Annotated in this window: 22 protein-coding genes; 13 read left to right on the top strand and 9 right to left on the bottom strand. The window is 60.9% G+C overall.

Annotation, left to right across the window (positions count from 1 at the left end; translation table 11 throughout):
- Window positions 1-11: 11 nt before the first annotated feature.
- From K3752_RS05325 to K3752_RS05290, 8 genes are all read right to left on the bottom strand, one after another.
- Window positions 12-1484, bottom strand: coding sequence for a complex I subunit 5 family protein (locus K3752_RS05325; RefSeq protein WP_170462272.1), 1473 nt, complete (start codon window positions 1482-1484; stop codon window positions 12-14).
- Between the two features lie 2 nt (window positions 1485-1486).
- Complete coding sequence (locus tag K3752_RS05320) at window positions 1487-1810, bottom strand: NADH-quinone oxidoreductase subunit K (RefSeq protein ID WP_170340509.1); 324 nt, start codon at window positions 1808-1810, stop codon at window positions 1487-1489.
- Window positions 1807-2496, bottom strand: a complete 690-nt coding sequence (locus K3752_RS05315; RefSeq protein ID WP_170340508.1) for an MnhB domain-containing protein — start codon at window positions 2494-2496, stop codon at window positions 1807-1809. The genes K3752_RS05320 and K3752_RS05315 overlap by 4 nt, the downstream gene beginning before the upstream one ends.
- Window positions 2489-2764, bottom strand: coding sequence for a DUF4040 domain-containing protein (locus tag K3752_RS05310; protein ID WP_170340506.1), 276 nt, complete (start codon window positions 2762-2764; stop codon window positions 2489-2491). The genes K3752_RS05315 and K3752_RS05310 overlap by 8 nt, the downstream gene beginning before the upstream one ends.
- Window positions 2752-3051, bottom strand: coding sequence for a monovalent cation/H(+) antiporter subunit G (mnhG, locus tag K3752_RS05305; protein WP_170340504.1), 300 nt, complete (start codon window positions 3049-3051; stop codon window positions 2752-2754). Before mnhG ends, K3752_RS05310 begins: the two co-directional genes overlap by 13 nt.
- Entirely contained in the window at window positions 3041-3313 is a 273-nt protein-coding gene (locus K3752_RS05300; protein WP_170340502.1) for a monovalent cation/H+ antiporter complex subunit F, read from the bottom strand. Before K3752_RS05300 ends, mnhG begins: the two co-directional genes overlap by 11 nt.
- Window positions 3314-3317: 4 nt before the next feature.
- The gene (locus tag K3752_RS05295) at window positions 3318-3836 is read right to left on the bottom strand and encodes a Na+/H+ antiporter subunit E (RefSeq protein WP_170368208.1); all 519 of its coding nucleotides are present in this window, start codon (window positions 3834-3836) and stop codon (window positions 3318-3320) included.
- Between the two features lie 298 nt (window positions 3837-4134).
- Window positions 4135-4557: an ion channel gene (locus K3752_RS05290; protein WP_260065374.1), complete on the bottom strand. Its 423-nt coding sequence runs from the start codon at window positions 4555-4557 to the stop codon at window positions 4135-4137.
- A 414-nt stretch (window positions 4558-4971) separates the two neighbouring features.
- Between K3752_RS05290 and K3752_RS05285 the strand changes: the two genes are divergently transcribed.
- From K3752_RS05285 to K3752_RS05225, 13 genes are all read left to right on the top strand, one after another.
- Complete coding sequence (locus K3752_RS05285) at window positions 4972-6315, top strand: Na(+)-translocating NADH-quinone reductase subunit A (RefSeq protein ID WP_170404241.1); 1344 nt, start codon at window positions 4972-4974, stop codon at window positions 6313-6315.
- A gap of 5 nt (window positions 6316-6320) precedes the next feature.
- Window positions 6321-7535, top strand: coding sequence for an RnfABCDGE type electron transport complex subunit D (locus tag K3752_RS05280; protein ID WP_170340495.1), 1215 nt, complete (start codon window positions 6321-6323; stop codon window positions 7533-7535).
- Window positions 7532-8314: a Na(+)-translocating NADH-quinone reductase subunit C gene (locus K3752_RS05275; protein WP_170340493.1), complete on the top strand. Its 783-nt coding sequence runs from the start codon at window positions 7532-7534 to the stop codon at window positions 8312-8314. The genes K3752_RS05280 and K3752_RS05275 overlap by 4 nt, the downstream gene beginning before the upstream one ends.
- A gap of 25 nt (window positions 8315-8339) precedes the next feature.
- Window positions 8340-9020 carry an NADH:ubiquinone reductase (Na(+)-transporting) subunit D gene (locus K3752_RS05270; protein ID WP_170340491.1) on the top strand — a complete coding sequence of 227 codons (681 nt, stop codon included), beginning with the start codon at window positions 8340-8342 and terminating at the stop codon, window positions 9018-9020.
- A complete protein-coding gene (gene nqrE / locus K3752_RS05265) occupies window positions 9017-9625 on the top strand; it encodes an NADH:ubiquinone reductase (Na(+)-transporting) subunit E (RefSeq protein WP_170340489.1) in 609 nt (202 codons plus the stop codon). The genes K3752_RS05270 and nqrE overlap by 4 nt, the downstream gene beginning before the upstream one ends.
- A gap of 1 nt (window position 9626) precedes the next feature.
- Window positions 9627-10853, top strand: coding sequence for an NADH:ubiquinone reductase (Na(+)-transporting) subunit F (nqrF, locus tag K3752_RS05260; RefSeq protein ID WP_170340487.1), 1227 nt, complete (start codon window positions 9627-9629; stop codon window positions 10851-10853).
- Window positions 10854-10857: 4 nt separating this feature from the next.
- Entirely contained in the window at window positions 10858-11040 is a 183-nt protein-coding gene (locus K3752_RS05255) for a hypothetical protein (RefSeq protein WP_260065368.1), read from the top strand.
- A gap of 2 nt (window positions 11041-11042) precedes the next feature.
- Window positions 11043-11438, top strand: coding sequence for a CBS domain-containing protein (locus K3752_RS05250; RefSeq protein WP_170340485.1), 396 nt, complete (start codon window positions 11043-11045; stop codon window positions 11436-11438).
- A gap of 10 nt (window positions 11439-11448) precedes the next feature.
- On the top strand, window positions 11449-12099 hold the full coding sequence (locus K3752_RS05245) for a cytochrome c3 family protein (protein WP_260065366.1): 651 nt from the start codon (window positions 11449-11451) through the stop codon (window positions 12097-12099).
- A gap of 94 nt (window positions 12100-12193) precedes the next feature.
- Entirely contained in the window at window positions 12194-13993 is a 1800-nt protein-coding gene (locus K3752_RS05240; RefSeq protein WP_260065364.1) for an ammonia-forming cytochrome c nitrite reductase subunit c552, read from the top strand.
- Window positions 13994-14087: 94 nt separating this feature from the next.
- Window positions 14088-15416, top strand: a complete 1329-nt coding sequence (locus K3752_RS05235) for an ethylbenzene dehydrogenase-related protein (RefSeq protein ID WP_170340479.1) — start codon at window positions 14088-14090, stop codon at window positions 15414-15416.
- 43 nt (window positions 15417-15459) lie between these two features.
- A complete protein-coding gene (locus K3752_RS05230; RefSeq protein ID WP_260065361.1) occupies window positions 15460-16491 on the top strand; it encodes an FAD:protein FMN transferase in 1032 nt (343 codons plus the stop codon).
- A 406-nt stretch (window positions 16492-16897) separates the two neighbouring features.
- The gene (locus K3752_RS05225) at window positions 16898-17344 is read left to right on the top strand and encodes a hypothetical protein (RefSeq protein ID WP_260065360.1); all 447 of its coding nucleotides are present in this window, start codon (window positions 16898-16900) and stop codon (window positions 17342-17344) included.
- A gap of 103 nt (window positions 17345-17447) precedes the next feature.
- Here the strand turns inward: K3752_RS05225 and K3752_RS05220 are convergent, their stop codons facing one another.
- Window positions 17448-18308 carry an SDR family NAD(P)-dependent oxidoreductase gene (locus tag K3752_RS05220; RefSeq protein ID WP_170340473.1) on the bottom strand — a complete coding sequence of 287 codons (861 nt, stop codon included), beginning with the start codon at window positions 18306-18308 and terminating at the stop codon, window positions 17448-17450.
- Window positions 18309-18332 lie beyond the last annotated feature (24 nt).

Below are 18332 nucleotides of genomic sequence, written 5' to 3'. Positions count from 1 at the left end.
CCTGCGCCACCTCATGACCCAGCCCCCCCGAACAGCTGTGCGGACAGGTCTGGTCCTTCGCTCACCAAGGCAAGCGGAGCGTTGGGTGTAAGGCCCAGGAGGCAGGCGATCACCGCAAGGACCAGCGCAGACCACTCCAGCCGGCGCAGTGTCGGCGCAAAGCTACGGGCGGTCCCTGGTGCAAACGCACATGACACGACGCGATAGACGTAGACGCCCGCAAGCAGACCACCGATCAGGATCGTTGCAGTCAACCACCACAATCCGCTTTGCAGCGTCGCTTCAAGAAGCATCCACTTGGCAATGAACCCGCCACTGGGCGGCAGGCCCATCAAGCTGAGGCCGGACAACCCGAAGGCAAGCATCGATACCGGCATGTGCGGTGCGATTTCACTCAGGTCGTCGATCCGGTCATGACCTGCCGCATGCAACATCGTGCCGGCGCTGAAGAACATCGCGGCCTTGGCGAACCCGTGCGACAGCGCAAAGTAAACCGCGCCGCCGTATCCAATGCCCTCTGTCGCGGTGACAAGCGGAAAGGCGACAAAAAGGTAACCGAGTTGGGCAACCGTCGAATAGGCGACAAGAAGCTTCAGCCTGCGCTGATAGCAGGCCAACAATGACCCCCACAGTATTGCGGCTGCCCCCAATGCACCAATCCAATGCAAGGCAGTGCCTGTCACCGCCGGCGCGAAGAGCTCGAACCACAATCGCAGCAGCAGGTAGAACGAAGCCTTGACCACCAAGGCTGACAGAATGGCACTGACCGGTGCGGGTGCATTGGCGTGCGCGGGTGGAAGCCAGAAGTGCAACGGGAAGACCGCCGCCTTCATGAGCAGTCCCGCCGTCATCAATGCTAAGGCCAACCAGGTGATCGCGCCCGGTTCCATCACGCTGCCAAGCGCGACCAGGTCCAGCAGCTGGTGTTCGGCATAGAGAAGCGACACCCCAAGCAGGTAGAACAGCGAGCCCAGCAGGCTGACCAGCAGATAGCGCATCGCCGCGTTCAGCGCGGCCGCCGTGCCCGGCAATGACGCCAGCGCGACGGCGGCAAGGCCGACGATCTCTAGGGTGACGTACAAGTTGAACACGTCGGCAGACAGGAAAAGTGCGTTCAGCCCTCCCAGAAGCAGCAGCCAAAGGGGCCAGAAAAACCGTTGCTGCCTGCTTTCGGCGGGGAAATAGCCGGACGCATACACACTGACAGCCATCCCGACAGTTGCCGTCAGGATGAGCATCAGGCAAGCAAGCCCATCTGCCCTCAGTTCGATACCTAGTGGCGTTCCCCAACCGGCCACGTGATGCGTGACGGTCCCTCCGCCCCGGACCTGAACGACAAGCGTCACCGAGACGATGGCATTGATGAAGGCCGCGGAGAGACCGATTTTCGCCCCTAGGCGCCATGTCAAAAACGAGGCGGTTGCCGCTGCAAAGGGAAGCAGCATCACCCAAGCGATCCATGCAGGTTCGGTTGGTCCCGGCATTGCTATGTCCCGGCCTCGTCGTCCGTGCCGACCGACAGGCGCGTTTCACCCGTCACCTGATGCAGGCGGGTCGCCAAGGCAAGCGCCAGCGCCGTTGCACTGACCGCGACGACAACACCTGTAAGCACCATCGCGCGGGGAACCGGATCAGCGACGGAGGCGCTGCTTTCTCCGGATGATGCGATCAGCAGCAGGAACACGCCGGCATTGATGATGTTTAGGGCGATGATTTGCCGAAGCAGTTTGCGATCTGTGAAAAGACCGAAGAGGCCCAGACCCACAAGCATCGCGCCGGCGACGATGTAAGGTGCCAGGGTCGGCATCATTGCCCCTTGTCTCGCAATTTGTAGATTGGCGAGCCACCCAACGAGATCGCGGCCAACGAAAGCCCGATCGAGATGGTTGCAGCCAGTTCGATCGCAAGGATCACACCCTTCGCCAGTTCCGGGTTCAGAAACAGAAGGGTGCCCGAAGACAACAGGCTGATGGTCGCCAAGCAAAGGAACGCGCCGACCCCCATCGTCAACCCGACCTCGAGCCAGGGCCGCATCCGGGCACCGGGCTGCCACCCCATCAGCAGGGCCAGAACGCCACCTGCCGCAAGGATCGCCCCGGCTTGGAATGCCCCGCCGGGCGCTGTCGCGCCGACCCAGAGCAGGTAGCCCGCCGTCAACAGGCACATGGGCTGCAGGATCTTACCGGCCTCGCCCAGGACCGGGCCCGTGGAAACCAGCGTCGCGGGATCTGCACGCGCCGGACCAAGTGACCACATGCTGACAACGGCCAGAAACAAGACACAGGTTTCGAGGAAGGTATCGTAGCTCCGGAAGTTCAGCAGCACCGCCGTTACCGGATGGCTGGCACCGCTGTCGGGCAATCCTTCCATCACACGGTCCGCAAGCTCGCTGTTCCCCACGGGGAGACGCATCAGCGAAATCGCCAGTCCCCAAGAGATCGCGGCCGCCAACGCGCCGATCAACAGGCGCACCACGGGGGATGTGTCGTCATTCATTGTTCTGCCCCCCATCCTGCTGCGGCGGACTGCGCAGGCGCCGCCAGGCTGCAAGCAGAAGAACGCCCGTCAAACCGGCACTGATGGATGCCTCTGCCAAGGCAACGTCCGGTGCGTCGAGCCGCACCCATGCAAGTGCAACAAGCAGACCGAAGGCGATGAACAGCACGATAGCGGTGAACATCTCGTGGCTGGCAAGTGTTCTCCATGCCAACCAGATCAACGCCATCGCCAGAACGAGGTCGAAACTCAAGTTCAACGCTTCCATGGTTTCGCCCCCTTGCGAACCGCTGACTGGGCAATCAGATGGGCGGTCGTTGCTGCGCTCACCAGCACCAGGCCCCATATCAGCACCAGTTTCAGAGCAATCAGAAACTGCCCGGACATCACCGCCAGCCCCGCGACGATGAACCCCAATCCGACGTTGTCCGCTTTGGTCAGCGCGTGCAGCCGCGTGAAGATGTCCGGCAATCGAAGCATCCCCACCGTTCCGGCGAAAAAGAAACAGACCCCGATCAGAAGCAGGGGCAGCGCCAGCATCGAACTAGTTGTCATCGGTCGCTCCGCCGCTTGTCTCGCCGCGCACGAAGGCGATGGTGGTGATCGCAGCAAGCAGAGCCATGACCAGCGCGGCGTCTATCAAGGCGGGCAACCCGGTCGCGAAACTGGTCACCAGCAATACCGCAACCGCTGTCGTGCCGAACAGCTGCGCCGCCATCATCCGGTCTGCATCGCTCGGACCGCGAAACACCCGATACATTCCAGCAAGCAGGAACAGCAAAAGCAACAGGGCAATCAGCAGCAACAACGAACCCATTTCCTCACCCCGTCTCCTGCAGAAAAATGGCGGCTATCCGCCTTTCCAGTTCTCGAAGCTCCGAAGTGACCGGCATGCTGCCGTCCAGCACATGGATATGCAAAAGACGTCCGTTCAGATCCGCCGTCAGTGTCCCCGGAAGCAACCCTATCGTCCCGACGAACAATGCCGTCGCCCTCCCGGGGGGCAAGGTGGTCTGATACTCGACCATCGCGGGTTGGACTTCCCGTCCTCGAAACAGCACCAGCGTAGCGGTTGCAAGACCGCCGCGAAAAGACCCGATCAGAAAATAGGGAAGGAACCGAAGGACCCCGGACAAGCGCGCGCAACGGCCATTCAGCCGTCCAAGCCGATGGTTCGCGACCACAACGAACAGGACAAGCGGGGCACCTATCAGACATGAAGCCAGATCCCCACCTGCTAGCACCGACCAGATCGCCGCAAAGACCATGATCTGAGCCATGAACCCGCGCCACGCCGAAAAGCTCGCCTGTTGCATGCAGATCCCTTCATTCTTCGACATTGGCGCCATCTTGCCCGGACACTGTCGGTTTCGTTCTTCTGGCACCGATCAGCGCGGCAGTTCCGGGCCCTCGGAGGCCGATCGAATTGCGCCCACCCGCTTGCTGCGAACTCGTGCGAACCATCCGCCAAGTCGCAAGAAGCCGGTAGCTTTGGCATGCCGATTTCCTTGTCTGCGGTCGGGCTGGCGATGATCCAGTGCGTGAAACGTATTTTTCAGCGAGAACACCGGTCAACTCGGAGGCGAGCCAAAATGGCTCATTGGCGGTTCCCGGACCGGCAATGCGGCGAAACGGCCGTCAGAGTTCGAGGTCCCTAACGTATCGCAAGGAGTCGGTCAAAGCCGCGGTCATCAGCCCGAACATCAGGAAGCCGTTTGCACCCGTCATCCCGCCTAACAGTCGGTATTCAGTCGGGACAAGCACATCGCCCAGTCCAAGCGTCGTGTATGCAATCAACGAATAGTAAAAGGCCTCTTCAAGCGTTCCAAACACGTCCGCCCAAGTGAATACGAAGGCCCAGAGCCATACGCCCAACGTGACCATCGTCATGGCCGAAAGAATGATCAACATGATGGCAAGCAATGGCTTGGCAGGAAAGGTCGGGCGCCTCAGCCATGGCTCCATCGCCGCTATCAGCCTGTTCATCGCCCACCAAACCAGGACACCACAGATCAGCGATGCAAGGGTGATGAAGGAACCAAGTATCAACTGGTAGATCATGTACTGCATCCTCCGGGACCGATGCCTGCCCCCTGCGACGAGATCCGCTCGGCGACCTGTGGGCACTCTCGCACCATCTAGGAAACGGGCGGCCTGGACTTGTCATGTTGAGTGAGCAAGAGCCCGATTCAGGGACGGCGGCCATAGCCGGCCAACCTGCTAGTCGTCGTTTTCGGACCCCATCCTTAACGTTCTTTCCTGCTGGACAAACACCCGAGCCAAATCGGCTCGCCCGCACATTGACCGGTATCGTCACCAAAAATACGCTTTTCAGGAACTCCGGCAGAAGACCGGAGCCAGTTAATTGAACTGAAGAACAGCCTTGATGTATCGCGGCGTGACTACCCGCTGCATTGTCAGTTTTGCAGCCCGGCTTGAGTATCGGGCGCGGGGAGAAGAACGCTGCCACATCACGTGAAAAGCACGAAGGGCCTGGATTTGCCGATCGGCGGGGCGCCTCTGCAGTTGATCGAAGATGGGCCAGAAGTTCACTCGGTTGCCATTCTCGGGGCGGATTACAACGGTTTGGAGCCGAAAAAGCTGGTCTCGGAAGGAGATCGGGTCGTGTTGGGCCAACCGCTTTTCCAGCAGAAGAGAGACCCGTCGATCCAGTTCACCGCACCGGCGAGCGGTGTCGTTACCAACATCCACCGTGGTGAAAGGCGCGCCCTCAAATCCTTCGTCATCGCGGTCGACGGGGCCGGCGACCCGGGCGCCGACACCCGCAATGAAACCGGAAGCGATGCATCGCCCGACACGCTGCGGGCGCGGTTGCTGAAGACAGGTCTTTGGGTTGCGTTCCGCACCCGCCCGTTCAGCCGCATTCCCGCGTCCGACGCGGTGCCCCGGTCGATCTTCGTGACCGCCTGCGATACGCGCCCGCTGTCCGCAGACCCACAGGTCGTGGTTGCCGAACACGCTGGTGCTTTCGCGTTGGGGCTCGACCAGCTTGCCAAACTCGCCTCGGGAAACGTCTATCTTTGCACCGGTCCCGGATGGTCCGGTCCGACCGGGACCGCGGCGTCAGTTCGGCATGTCGTGTTCGACGGGCCGCACCCTTCCGGACTGCCGGGAACCCACATTCACAGTCTGGACCCGGTCGGCCCCGAACCCGAGGTCTGGCACATCGGATACCAGGATGTCATCGCGATCGGAAAGCTGATTGGCGAGGGCGTGATCTGGACCGAACGCGTGGTCGCGCTTGGCGGAACCGGCTTCAGCAGGCCCCGTTTGGTGCGCACCCGGCTTGGCGCGGACGTCATCGAGCTGACGGCAGCAGAGTTGGCCCCCGAAGACCCGGGCAACGATGCGGCCCGGCTCGTTTCCGGTTGCGTTCTGAGCGGCCGCCACGCACGCGGCGCCGAAGCCTACCTTGGAAGATACCACCTGCAGGTTTCGGCTGTTCCGCAGATGCGCCCCAGTCGCTGGCGGCCGTGGGCGGAACCGAGCAAGAACCGGTTCTCGTTCGGGAATTTCCTGTCCGGGTTCCTTTCCACCCCTCGGTTCACCACCGACCAGAATGGCCGCGCAACAGCCATGGTGCCCATCGACGCGTTTGAAAGAGTGATCCCCATGGATGTGCTGGTCGCGCCGCTTCTGAAGGCCCTGCTCATCCGGGATACTGACCAGGCGCAGTCTTTGGGCGCCTTGGAGATGGACGAAGAAGACCTGGCTCTGTGCTCCTTCATCTGCCCGGGCAAGAACGACTATGCCGCGGTGCTGCGCCACAACCTCGAAGCGATCGAAAGGGACGGTTGATCGGGATGGCGGAACCGAAATCAAACACAGGCGGCAACGCACGGGCCGGGTCAAGTCGGGAAACGGTCGACCTGATCGACGAGCTGCGCCTTCGGTTGGTGTGGCGTTGGACGATCCCTACGGTTTCGGCACCGCATGTGCGGGATGCCAACAGTATCGACCGACTGCTAAACCGCTTCATAATAGCCACGCTGCCCTGCTGGCTGATCGGAATGTGGAATCTCGGTGAACAAATCGCCGTGGGAATGCACATAGCCGGCATCGACAACTTGCCGGGGTGGCGGGCAGCACTGATCGAAGGGATCGGCCTGTCGATCGACCCCGAGAGCCTGGTGTCGAACTGGCTTCACGGGTTCCTCTATTTCCTTCCTGTATTCCTGACCGCCCTGATCGTCGGCGCATTCTGGGAGATCGTGTTCGCAGCCCGCCGCGGGCGCCCGCTGGACGAAGGCGTCCTCTGCATCGCCTGGATATTTGCCCTGATTTTGCCTCCAACGGTCACATTCTTTCAGGTCGTCTACGGGATGACCGCCGCAATGATCGTCGGGAAGGCGGTTTTCGGCGGAACCGGGCGGTATCTTGTCAGCCCGGTGATCCTTGGGGTTTGCATCCTGTTTTTTTCCTACTCCAGCGTCCTGCACGGGCCAGATGTCTGGATTCCGCTTCCGGGCTACCAGGAACCGACGACCCTCGAACTGGCCATCCTCGAAGGCGGCGTGCCTGCCCTGACCGCGGTCGACTACAGCTGGTGGCTGTTGTTCGTGGGCAACCAGCCCGGACCGTTCGGCGTTACCTCCGTTCTGGGGTGCCTGCTTGGTGCCGTGTACCTCCTTGCAACCGGCTCGGCCTCGTGGCGGATCATGGCCGGATCGCTGGCCGGGCTGATCATTTCGGTTGTCCTTATCGCCTTGATCGCGCCCGCAGATCAGGCCGCATTGCAGACGCCGTGGTATTGGCACGTGGTTCTGGGCGGTTGGGCTTTTGGTACGGTGTTCCTTGCCACGGACCCGACCGCCGCGGCCACGACACGTCCGGGGCGGTGGGCCTTTGGTTTCCTGATGGGCGTCGTGACCATCATTGTCCGCCTGACCAACCCCGCCTACTTCGAGGGGGTCATTTTCGCCATCCTGCTTGCGAGCACTTTCGCCCCTCTGTGTGATCACTTTGTTGTCGAGCGCAACATCAAGCGGCGCCAGGCCCGGCTGGAGCGGGAACCATGAACCGCGATGCGTTGCGATCCCTTTTGGTCCTGGTCGGCGTCGCGCTGGTCTGTTCGATCCTCGTCAGCGTTTCGACGATCACGTTGCGCCCCATTCAGGAACGCAACGAGGCCGTGCAGAGGTACAGGAACGTTGTGTCGCTGACCGGGCTCGTGGCGCCCGGCGCAGATGACGACACGATCCTCGAGGTGGTTGCACAACTTGACGCGCGGGTGGTGGACTTGGATACGGGCGAGTTCGCTTCGGATTTGGAGCCCGGTGACATCGATGCGCGGTCCGCCGTGAACGATCCCGACCGCAGCACTGCCATTCCGGCCGAAGCAGACACCGCACGGTTGGGACGCCGCCCCAACCACGAGGTGGTCTATCTCGTCTGGCAGGATCAAACCCTGAGCCGGATCATCTTCCCGATCAGCGGTCAGGGGATGTGGTCCACCATTTATGGCTTCATCGCCTTGGAAGATGACCTGAACACCATTGCAGCAGTCAGCTTCTACGAACAGGCGGAGACCGCCGGGCTGGGTGACCAGATCGAGGACCCGGACTGGCAGGACCAATGGCAGGGCCGGAAGATGTACGGCCCGAACGGCGAGGTACGGTTCCGTGTGGCCGGTGGCGTCGTCAGCCCGTCTTCTGCGGCAGCAGCCTACGAAGTCGACGGCTTGACCGGTGCCACGATAACCGGGACCGGCGTGACGAATTTGGCCGATTACTGGTTTGGCCCGCACGGGTACGGGCCATTTCTGAAACAAATCGGCGTGGGCGCGCCAAAACGATGAAGCGTTCGATGTGGGAGATCAGAGAATGACGGTTCGGTCGACACTCTTGGACCCGGTCTTTGAAAACAATCCGGTTCTGCTTCAGGTTCTCGGTGTCTGCTCGGCCCTTGCGATCACCAACTCGCTCTACACGTCTCTGATCATGGGGGTGTCGCTGACGGCGGTTTGCACCTTCTCGAACGGTGTGATCTCGGCGCTGCGCCACTTCATCCCAAGCAACCTGAGGATCATCATTCAGATGACCGTCATCGCCACCGGGGTCGTCGTGGTGGATCAGGTATTGAAGGCCTACGCGCCGGATGCGGCCCGAACGCTTTCGGTCTTCATCGGCCTCATCGTCACCAACTGCATTGTCCTTGGCCGCGCCGAAGCCTTTGCCGCCAAGAACTCTGTCGGCATGAGCGTGCTTGACGGCATCGGCAACGGATTGGGCTACACCGCCGTGCTGGTCGTCGTGGGCACCATCCGCGAGCTGTTCGGTGCCGGCACACTGCTTGGGGTCACGATCTGGCCGGTGGCTGCAGATGGCGGCCTGTTCGTCCCCAACCAGCTCATGCTGTTGCCGCCAAGCGCCTTCTTCATCATCGGCTTCCTGATCTGGGGATTGCGGACGTGGAAACGCGAGCAAAGGGAAGCCCCGGAGTTCGACGAAACCAAGGTCCGGCCCGAGCAGCTTCCCGAACACGCGAGGAGGCACGTATCATGACCAACCTCTTCGACATCTTTCTTCGTGCGGTTCTGATCGAGAACCTTGCGCTTTCGTTCTTCTTAGGCATGTGCACTTTTCTGGCGGTATCCAAGGAAGTGCGCACGACCATCGGTCTCGGGATCGCCGTTGTCGTGGTCGAGACGATCAGCGTCCCCCTCAACAACCTCATCTACAGCCTGTTCCTGAAACCCGGTGCGCTGTCTTGGGCAGGGCTGCCCGAGCTGGACATGAGCTATCTGGGACTGATCAGCTACATAAGCGTCATCGCGGCCATGGTCCAGATCCTCGAGATGGTCCTGAAGAAGTTCGCGCCGCCCCTTTATGCGTCACTGGGGATTTTCCTGCCACTGCTGACGGTCAACTGCGCGATCCTGGGGGCATCGCTGTTCATGGTGCAGCGCGACTACACGTTCGTCGAAAGCACGGTCTACGGGTTCGGCGTCGGAACAGGCTGGGCGATCGCGATCGTCGCGCTTGCCGGGCTGCGCGAGAAGATGCGCTATAGCGAAGCGCCCGAAGGTCTTGAAGGATTGGGGCTGACCTTCATCACCGTTGGGATCATGTCGCTGGCGTTCCTGGGCATTTCAGGGATTGAGTTGTAAGATGGCCGGCACCGAAATCATCGTCTCCGTCCTGCTGTTCATGGTCATCGTGTCGAGCCTCGGGGTCCTTGTGCTCCTTGCCCGGTCGCGCCTTGTTCCCCAGGGCCAGATTACGGTGAACATCAACGACAGCCGTGACATCAAGATGGATCCGGGGGGCAAGCTGTTGGTCGCCCTGGGCGACAGCAACCTGTTTCTCGCGTCTGCATGCGGCGGCGGCGGCACGTGTGGCCAATGCAAGGTGCGGGTGCTCGAGGGCGGCGGCGAATTGCTGGCAACCGAAAAGTCCTTCATCAACAAGAAGGAGGCTGCAACCGGTTTGCGCCTCGCCTGTCAGGTCAGCGTCGACAACGACATGAAGATCGAGGTGCCCGACGACGTCTTTGGGGTGAACCGCTGGACCTGCACGGTTCGCTCGAACGAGAACCTGGCGACCTTCATCAAGGAGTTCGTCCTTGAACTGCCCAAAGGTGAGAAGATCGACTTCCGGGCCGGCGGTTACGTCCAGATCGAAACATCTCCCTACTCCCTTGATTTCAGGCAGATCGATATTCCGGGCGAATACAGGGAAGACTGGGAAAAATACAAGCTTCTCGACCTGAAATCGAATGTGACCGAGTCGACGCTGCGCGCCTATTCGATGGCGAACTACCCTGCCGAAGACGACATCATCATCCTGAACGTCCGCATCGCGACACCGCCGCCACAGGCGCCGGACGCGCCACCGGGAATCGTCTCGTCCTACATCTTCGGCTGCAAGCCCGGGGACAAGGTTGTCGTATCCGGCCCCTATGGCGAGTTCTTTGCAAAAGAGACGGACGCCGAGATGGTCTTCATCGGTGGTGGGGCGGGCATGGCGCCGATGCGGTCCCACATTCTGCACCAGTTGCGCACGCTGAAGACAAAGCGGAAGATCAGTTTCTGGTACGGCGCGCGCAGCCTGCGCGAGGCGTTCTACGTCGAAATGTTCGACAAGTTGGCCCGCGAACATGACAACTTCTCGTGGCATCTTGTGCTGTCCGAACCGCTGCCCGAGGACAACTGGACCGGGCTGACGGGGTTCGTCCACGAAGTGCTCTATCAGGAGTATCTGTCTAAGCATCCCGAGCCCGAGGACTGCGAGTACTACATGTGCGGCCCGCCGGTCATGAACGAAGCGGTGATCGACATGCTCGACTCGCAAGGCGTGGACGCCGAGAACATCATGCTGGACGATTTCGGAGGGTAATCGAATGGAAGTCCTGCTGGCCACATTCATCCTGTTCTTCATCAGCATGCTGATCTTGGTTGGCATCCAGGTGCTTCGAAACGGTGAGCTGCCAACCAGCTGCACCCCCGGCGGGTGCCAGCGTTGCCGCAAGGATTGTCCGAACAAGTCGGCGTCGGCTTCAGGAACCGACGAGGAAAGGGGCTGATCATGCGTGTGCGCGACTACATGACCCGGACCGTCATCTCGGTCAAACCGGACACAGAGATTTTGCGAGCTCTGCACCTAATGCACGCGCACGACATATCCAATGCGCCAGTAGTCGACGACAGGGGCGCGCTTACCGGCATCCTCAGCGACCGGGACTGCATAAGGGGCGTTCTGCAGGCCACCTACCATTCAGAACTTGCGGGGCTCGTCGGCGATTTTATGGCAAGCGATGTCAAGACCGTGGGCCCGGACGAAGGCCTGATCAGCGCCACCCGCAGCCTGCTTCACCTTCCGCACCGGCTTTATCCGGTCGTTGCCGGTGGCGATCTGGTCGGCGTGATCAGCCGGCGGGACATCATCGCCGCATTGACGGATCGCTGGCAGTGGTCGAGTTGATGGGTGACGCATGAAATTCTGGCGCAAAATCTCGAAATTCAACTCGGTCCGAAGCCCGATGGCGGCCGTGATGTTTGCGGTGGTCAGCATCCTTTCGGTGGGTGTCTGGCTGGACGGAACACAGGCTCAAAGCCTTCGGAACCTGCCGGAGGCAAAACACACCGACGGCGGGCCGGAGGCATGCCTGACCTGTCACGGCGGCCGGGAGATGACGCTTATGGCCGAGACACCGCACGGGGACGCGGACAATCCCCATGCGCCCTATGGTCAACAGGGGTGCGAGTCCTGCCACGGCCCGGGCAGCCTTCATGTTTCAAGTGCCCGGGGGGGTGTCGGGTTCCCGCCTCTCAACGATTTCAGCTATGCCGGGCGGCCCAAGGAGGGCCAGTTCGACACCTGCCTGGGTTGCCACGCCAACACGTCCGGGGGGCGCCTGGGCATAGGTTGGTTGGGCAGCTCTCATGATGTCAGCGGCATGACCTGCTCGACCTGTCACGAGGTTCACGCGACCGAGAACCCGTTGGCAGAGCTGGCAGGGCAAAGAGCCCTTTGTGCAAGTTGTCACGGGCTGACAAATTCGAAGCACGAAGACTTCGAAAACAACGGGATACAGATCGAAACGCTGCAATGCGCAACATGCCACGACCCGCATGATCTGTGATCAAGCGTCGGATATCCGCGCAAATGCCGGGTGTACGGAAGCCGTGGAAGAAAGCCACTGAATGCAGTTTTGCAGTTCAAAGGGAGGAGATTTGATGGATTGGAAGACGCCGAGACCAGATTTGATCGCCGCAGCCGGCATTGCCTCGGCGCTTTCCGCGGCGATTGTTTTTGCCTCACCCGATGGGGACGATCCCCGGATTGAAGCCTGGGCCGAGGAATGGCCGGACTACGTTGAAATGTACATGACCACCAAAGAGATGGACAATCCAACCCCCTTTGGCGGCAACTACCCGTACAGCAAGCTGATCCGCTATCCGGGCAAGCAGGCTCTTTGGGCAGGCTATGCCTTTGCCGTCGATTTCAACGAAGATCGCGGTCACTACTATACGCAGATCGACCAGATGGAGACCAAGCGCAACGACAAGGAATATCTCAATGCTCATGGTCTTCCCGCCTTCAACGGCCAGCCCGGCGCATGCATGAACTGCCACAGCGGCTGGTCCCCCATACTCACCGAAGAGATGGGTTGGGCCGAGTTCAACCGCACACCCTATTGGGATACGATCGAAAAACTTCGCGGTGAATACGGGCATGGTGTCGAGGGCGCTCAACTGGGCAGTTCCTGCAACGATTGCCACAACCCGTCTGACATGAGTCTGCGCGTGAACAGGCAGGCATTCATCGACGCCATGGTGATGCGCGGCTACGAAGAAGACCCGGCGAGCGGGCTCAAAGGTTCGCCGCGGGAGATGCGCGACTATGTGTGCGCGCAATGCCACGTCGAATACTACTTTCAGGGTCAGGACGCGATCCTGACCTATCCCTGGACCGAGTGGCCAAAGGATCAGCCCCTGCGCTTCGAGATGGTCGAGGAATACTATGACACCGCGCGCGAATCCGGCGTGCTTGCGCAGGACTGGACCCACGCGGTAACCAAGGCCCCGATGCTCAAGATGCAGCACCCGGAATTCGAAGTGGTGTCGAGCGGGGTTCATTCCAGCATGATCGGATGCGTCGACTGCCACATGCCGAAAACCGAGTGGAACGGGCGACAGGTGACCGATCACACGATGGGTTCACCGCTGAAGAAGATCGAAAACTGCCTGAGCTGCCACAACAGCATGACCGCCGACGAGATGTATCAGCGGGTCTATGACATTCAGGTGGACGTGATCGCGGCCTATCTGACGGCTGAAAAGGCGGTGCTTGCCCTGATCGAAGACGTCGCGACGGTTCGCGAAACCCTCGCCGGACTGGAACCCTTCTCGCAGATTGCGGACGCAGCCGAGCGCGAAGGCGCAATCAGCGAAGAACTGTCACTGGTGCTCGACTATCACCGGCGCGCCAGCATGCGTTGGGACTGGATCGGTGCGTCCAATTCGACAGGTGCACACAGCCCCGGAGAAGCCCTGCGCGTCCTCGATCAAGCTGTCGACATGGCCCAGGATGGTCAGGCGCTGTTGGTCGAAGTCGCGGCCCGGCACGGTATCGAGCTGGTCCCGACGATCAACCCGACCCTGCCGGACGCCCCTGCCCCGATCCGTGGCGACGACATTGTCGGCTCGCTGCCGCCGGCAATCGCCCATGCCGCCGACCGCAGGGTTCAGGACCGGCTGACCCGCGTGGCCGCGGCGGAAACCACGAGCAATGACGCCATGCCATCGGTTGACGGAAAGCAGGCCTTTATCGACGCAAACTGCAGCCAGTGTCATTCCGTCAGCAGCGAGGACATCACAGCGACGATGATGGGGCTAGAGATCGATGGCATCGGCGGCCGCCGCGATGCGGCCAACATCGAGGCCTATCTGCGCGCAGGGCCGCCTCATCCGCTTGCCTGGACTGGAAGCGACGCGGATCTGTCGGCGGTCGCGGAATGGCTGGCGTCAAAGTGATCTGCGCTGATGGCGGCGAACCGTTTGCGGCCATCACCCAACAAGCGACCCGCCCGATCGGGTGCGTCGGCAGAACGTGTCAGGGAGATGTTTCATGAGTAGAGTTACAGGAATTATCGGATCAGCCGTCTTGGCGGCAGGGAGCCTTGCCGTGCCGGCGTCGATATCTGCCGCCCCGCCGGACGATTGGTCGAACATACCCACCACGACGATTAAGCTGTTCTATCCCGGGGTTTCAAGCTCGCAATGGCTTCGCAGCGAAGAACACGGCGTCGGCGCCCTCATGGTGGCGCAGGGGCAGCCCTGCTCGGCTTGCCACACAGACGCCGAGGCGACACTTGGCGACGGCATCGTTGGCGGCGGACGGCTCGAGCCGAACCCCATCGACGGCAAGAACGGGGTGATCGACCTTGCCGTTCAGGCCGCCTATGACGCCGAAAACCTGTATTGGCGTTTTCAGTGGAAAACCAACGCGGATCGCCCCGGGCAGATGCATGACTACATGCGCTTCAACGGCGAGGCGTGGGAATTCTATGGCGGACCGCGTTCCAGCGACCGGGTGCGCAACGGCGACACCCCACCGCTCTACGAAGACCGGATCGCGATGATCATCGATGACGGAACGGTGCCGCTCTACCAGGAGCAGGGTTGCTGGCTGACCTGTCATCTTGGCCAGCGCGACATGCCGGAACGCCCAACAGCGGAACAGGTGCGCGGTCATGACCTGCTTGGCGCGGTTCTGAATGTCGGGGACGTAAGGAAGTACCTGCCCTCCAGCCGCACCGATGACGGTTCGAGCTGGGACCAGACCAAGTCGGCGGATGAAATCGCCCAAATCAAGAATGACGGCGGTTTTCTGGATCTGATGCAGTGGCGTGGTGCGCGAAGCAATGCGGTCGGCATGTCAGACGACGGGTATGTTCTGGAATACCGGTTGTTTGATGAAGGAAAAGGCCCGTTCAGCTGGAATGTCGACCGGTCGACAATGACCCCCATCTACATGTTCGATGAGGGGGTGACGGGTCTTCTGTCGCTGACGACGGACAGCGTGGGCGACCTGTCGAAACCCTTTGCGATCATTCGGGAAGAAAACGCCAAACCCTATGACGCAAGCCATGGTTGGATGACAGACGATGTCTTGCCGGGCCGGCTGCTCAGCCGCGAAGACGCCACCGGTTCAGCCGCCGACAACGCCCGCTCGGAAGGCGTTTGGAAAGACGGAGAATGGACCGTGACCTGGACGCGCCCGTTGGATACCGGCCACCCGCAGGACGACAAGATCCTGCGCGACGGAAACGCCTATACGATCAGTTTCGCAGTGCATGACGACAACGTGACGACGCGCTTTCACCATGTCTCGTTCCCGTTCAGCCTAGGCCTCGGCGTGGCAGCCGACATTCAGCCGGTGAAGCTTGAGCATTAGAATTGGCCCAGTTCGACCACACCAAAGCGGAGCACATAACATGATGAGCAGACGGACGTTTCTAGCAGGAACCGCCGGGGTTCTTTACGGCGTGACTCTCGGCTCCGCCTACCCGGCTTGGGCCAAGGAAGCCGGGTTGGACAGCTTGTCCGGCAGAGTGATGGGCACGTACTACCGGATCGTGTTTCCCCAAGGCCTCGGCTTCGACGACGGTCTTCAACTGAACGTGCTTGGAACCTTGGCCGAAGTCGACCGGCTTATGTCCACCTACAAAGCGAACTCCGAGGTTTCATTGTTCAACGACGCGGCGCCCAACTCGCCGGTGGCATTCTCGGACCTCACCTGCAAGGTCGTCGAAGAAGCACGACGTATCCGTGACCTTACCGAAGGCGCCTTCGATCCGACGATCGGCCCCTTGGTGAACCTTTGGGGTTTTGGCCCCCTTGGTGGATCACACAAGGTACCCAGTGCACGCCAGGTCTCGAAAACGGTGGGTGTCGTCGGCATGGATGGGCTGCACTTGAAGGACGGCAGCTGCTGGAAGACTACCGCCGATCTTGCCATCGACCTCAACGGTATTGCCAAGGGGTTTGCGGTGGACCGGCTTGCGGCCATGCTGGATGCGCTGGAAGTTCCCGGCTATCTCATCGACATAGGTGGCGAGCTGCGGGCCAAGGGGCAGAAGCCTGACAAGTCCGGGTGGCGTGTCGGGATCGAACGCCCCGAGCCGGCGGAAAGAAAGGTTCACCGTGTGCTTCAGTTGCAGGATCAGGCGGTAGCGACATCTGGGGACTATCGCGACTTCTTCACGGTGGCGGAACGAAACTACAGCCACGTCATTGATCCCCGCACCGCGCGGCCAGTCGCGCATACTCTGGCCTCTGTCACCGTTGTCGATCGCCAAGCAATGACCGCGGATGCGCTTTCGACGGCCTTGATGGTAATGGGGCCGGACGAAGGGTTCGAGTTTGCACAACGAAATGGCATCGCGGCCAGTTTCATTCTCCGGACCGAGGGAGGATTGGCCGACCGGCACACGGACACCATCCTGCCGTGGCTGGAAAAGCAGTCCTGACCGTGTAGGCCATTCGGCACGACCGAACAAGGACAGGGGTTCGGAAAATATCCATGGAATGCTGTCCCTGCATGCCTTTTGCAGTGATGTTCAACCAGCCATCGGCTGCGCGTCGGCAAGACTGACATCCGTCGGCCGCAGCAGATACCAGTATCGGGCCGGCATTGGGTCAACAACTGAACTGCTCTTGATCCTTACTCGCCACCTGCTGTCAAAGATGACAGCATGCAGCTGTCCAAGACTGGCCTGAGAGTGCCATGCGGGGGGCTTTCGTATTCGCATCTCACCAAAATTTCTCCTGCCGGCGCGCCAGCTTGATCCCCGAACTCGCTATGCCAGTTTGACATTTGATGTTTCGGCAATCACTTATTTGCGTATCGCTCTGCTTCAGCTTGGAATGCTCCGGATGGAACTTGACTACACCGACGACGAACGTGACCAGCTGCGCCTCTGGCGAAGGTGGAAAATCACGTTCGACTGGTTCAACTACACCGAACCCCTGCAACGCGTTCACCAGGCCTTGTTGGTGCATCGTCAGCCATGGAGCACCCGGGCGCTGGCCACCTACACCAACATGCCCCAGACATCTGTCCGCCGTCAGCTGGACCTTCTGGACGCGGGAAACGCGATTGAGCGGACCGAGCACGGTGTGCAGATCAACCAGATGCAGGTTGCGTTCAACTCCAGCTTTCATCGGGCGATCGCCGATTACGTTCACGGCGGGGTCCACCTGAACAAGGAACTGCTCAAGGTGTTCAAACAAGGGTTCGGCCCCGAAGCGGCTAACTTCGAGATGTTGGAGAACCACGTGTGGTGGCCCGTCATCAAGAAAGCAGAGAACGGCATCTTTTGACGCCGCCGGTGTTTTCCGGGGCATGAGCAACCAAGACTGCCGCCCGCCCGCAGGTCCCGAAGCCGCAAGTTTGCTACGGGAGCGGAATCATCAATGCCGGTAGTCAGTCGGTGGTGCCTTCAGGGTCGCCCAACAAGAAGGCATCGCCGATGACCTTCTTCCCGTCCAGGCTGTGAACCTTGCCGCCGACGTAGAAGATGATTTCGCGGCTCGCGATCACCCGACCCGCATGCCTTCCCGTGCACAGCTCCAGCGCGCCTTCGGACATCACCTCGACCGGTTCCAGCATGTCGGGATTGGTCTTCGCGATCATCCGGGTAAAGCCGGCCCCCGAGGTCAGAACGATGGCCGTCGGGCGCATCGAATTGACGAAAATGCCATGTGGTTGAAGCTCGCGGGCAAGGGCCAAAGTCGCGCGGTCCAGCGCGGCCTTGGTCGTTCCGTAACCGCCCATGGAATACGTCGCCTCGATTGGAATGCCCGCCCGACCAGGAAGTTCATCGACCCGGGCCGAACCGCTTCCGATGTTCAGGATCCACCCCGCCCCCCGCTTCTTCATTTCCGGCAGACATTGCCGGGCAAGGTCCACCGGGGCGATGACGTTCAATTCGAACATGAAGGTCATCTCGCTGTTTTCGATCTCGGTGAGCGACTTCATGATTCCGTAGGCGGCGTTGTTCACCAGAATGTCGATGGGTCCGAAGAAGGCGCTTGCCCGATCCATCAACCCGGCACGCGCCTCGGGGTCCGCCAGGTCGCACGCAATCGCGGCCGCCTTGCCGCCCATTGCCTCGATATCCGCCACGGCGGATTCGAGCGTTCCCGGCAGGCCGTCTTCTTCCCCCATCACGGGTGCGTTCAAGACCACCGATGCCCCTTCCGAGGCCAGCCGCATGGCGATTGCCTTGCCGATCCCCCGGCTCGCGCCCGTTACAAAGGCCACCCGGCTATTACAGCGTCCCATTTTTCAAATCCTCCATGTTTTCCG

It is taken from the genome of Ruegeria sp. B32 (assembly GCF_025141855.1).
Taxonomy (GTDB): Bacteria; Pseudomonadota; Alphaproteobacteria; order Rhodobacterales; family Rhodobacteraceae; genus Ruegeria; species Ruegeria arenilitoris.
The sequence above is the reverse complement of the archived record's forward strand: the minus strand, read 5'-3'. Positions and strand labels throughout refer to the sequence as shown.